At 61.1% G+C, this 1,912-nt stretch carries 2 protein-coding genes; both read left to right on the top strand.

Going from position 1 to position 1,912, the window contains the following annotated elements:
- Nucleotides 1-384 precede the first annotated feature (384 nt).
- Entirely contained in the window at nt 385-636 is a 252-nt protein-coding gene (locus AB0C16_RS39935) for a hypothetical protein (RefSeq protein ID WP_357691343.1), read from the top strand.
- A gap of 957 nt (nt 637-1,593) precedes the next feature.
- Nucleotides 1,594-1,896: a hypothetical protein gene (locus tag AB0C16_RS39930; RefSeq protein ID WP_357691341.1), complete on the top strand. Its 303-nt coding sequence runs from the start codon at nt 1,594-1,596 to the stop codon at nt 1,894-1,896.
- The last annotated feature ends 16 nt before the right edge of the window (nt 1,897-1,912 follow it).

The raw sequence follows: 1,912 nt of genomic DNA, 5'->3' as shown, positions 1-1,912 counted from the left end.
TCAGCAGGTGAAAGCCCTCATGCTCTCCGGACTCCGGCGCCTGCAGAAGACACCGGCTCTCATCCGCAGCTTCTTCCGCGACCCCAACCTCGCCTACATCACAGCAGCCGAAGGATAGTCCAGAAACCCATGAGCACCTTAGATCAAGGCGGCACCTCTACTCATCCGCCGAATGTGGGCCACGCCGCCGCCGGACCGCGCACGACTTTCCGCCGGGTCGTCGCCGGCCGAACTCGCTTCGCTGGCCCTCTGGGTGGCATACGGCCATTCCGCCAGCCACGCCCCCTCCACGACAAGCCCAACTTCGCCTCCAAACCCGATCAGTAGTCGCTGCTCACCTTCGTTCGATGTGCGGCATGATCGGATGAGACGAAGGGGTACACGATGCGCCACGTACGCAAATTTGTCAGAGAATTTTTCGGAGAGTTAGTTCTGGTAGCTCTCGGATTTGGCGTGGTCTGGGGGGCGTTCGCGCTGTTCGGTTCGTCGTGGCCGATCGAGCAACTGGACGTGTTCGATCTGCCGGGGATGAGCATCATCCTGATGGTCATCGGCCTGGTTGCTCTAATGGGACTAGCGGCTCCGGTCGTGTGGTGGGTACGGAAGGTTAAAAAGGAGACGCCGTCGGCTGACTGAGTCTTCGCGGAGTGCTGAAGATGCAGCGGTAGGTTGAATCGAAGATCCTGTACGGGCTACCCTCTTCGAGGCGATATTCTCCGTCCTCCTCGCTGCTTCAGCGTCCAGGCCGCTCTCTATGACCGTATCCAGTATCGCCCTACGATCGCCCCAGCGTGGTTGGCCGCCGTACGAGGTCGGGGCGATCGACGATCCGGAACCTCCGGCCCCGACTCACCGGATGCGGGGTTGCGGCCCGCGAGTGACACGGTTCTAGTTGCAGTCTTAGCTGCAGTTCTCAGCCGTTCAATGCCGTTCAGACTGGATCGAATGTATACGCTGGCCTACGTGGAACCGATCGGGACAGGCAAGATCAGAGCTGCTAATGCGGTTTGGTTCCTGGCCGAACCGCCGCACCGATGCCACCCTCACGATCGCCCTCCTGTGGCCGGCCGCCGTGGATGGCTGGGGGCGATCGACGGTCCAGGGCTTCGTTCCTCAGCCCCGGCCCACCGGGCATCGGTGGGCTCTGCCGCTTTGGAGTGCGTTGCCGACAAAACTGGCTCTACCTCACTCCCTGCGGAGATGTCAGACTTCCTATGTGCATGAAAAGACACCGGAGTCTCAGCGATGGAGGATCGGATTTTTCCGGGCGATTCCATGCAGGTGGGGTGACGATCAACTCATGCTTTCCAGCCCTGCCTGGCTGAATTACGTCATGTTTATCGTCGGCCTCTCACTGTTCGCCGGACAGGTCTGGTCGGTGGTGCTTGGCCCGATGGGGCTTCATTGGGCATTCGACATATCTTGGGGGGTTCAGCGCGTACTGGCACTCGCTGGCTTTGGTTTCGTGACATACGCCGAGGCGCGGGGACTGATCATGCGAGCACGGCGACGGGCTACCAGATCACCCTCCGATCAGCGTTAACTGTCTGCGGTTTGGTACATGAATGAACGGCAGGCGGAGGAGGGCGGATCGTGACGAAATATGCGCGCTGGAAGGACATCCGTGCTGAGCATGTCGAACGTGCCGGCGGCGAGGAAGCCGTGGAGGCGGGCAAGCAGGAACTCCTCGCCAAGGTGCAAGGACACCGGCTTGCCGAGATCCGCCGTAGTCGGGGGATGACCCAGCAGGACATCGCACAGCGCAGGGGGTCACCAAGGGCCGCGTTTCGCAGATCGAGCAAGGCAAGATCTCCGGACAAGACGTTCTCGCCCGGTACGCCACTGCTCTCGGCGGTCAGCTCCATCAGTCGATCTACTTCGACGATGGGGACATAGCAGCCATTGCCTGAGA

Origin of the sequence: Nonomuraea sp. NPDC048916 (assembly GCF_040649575.1) — a bacterium.
GTDB lineage: Bacteria > Actinomycetota > Actinomycetes > Streptosporangiales > Streptosporangiaceae > Nonomuraea.
Note: the sequence above shows the minus strand (reverse complement) of the source record. Positions and strands in the feature narration are given on the sequence as shown.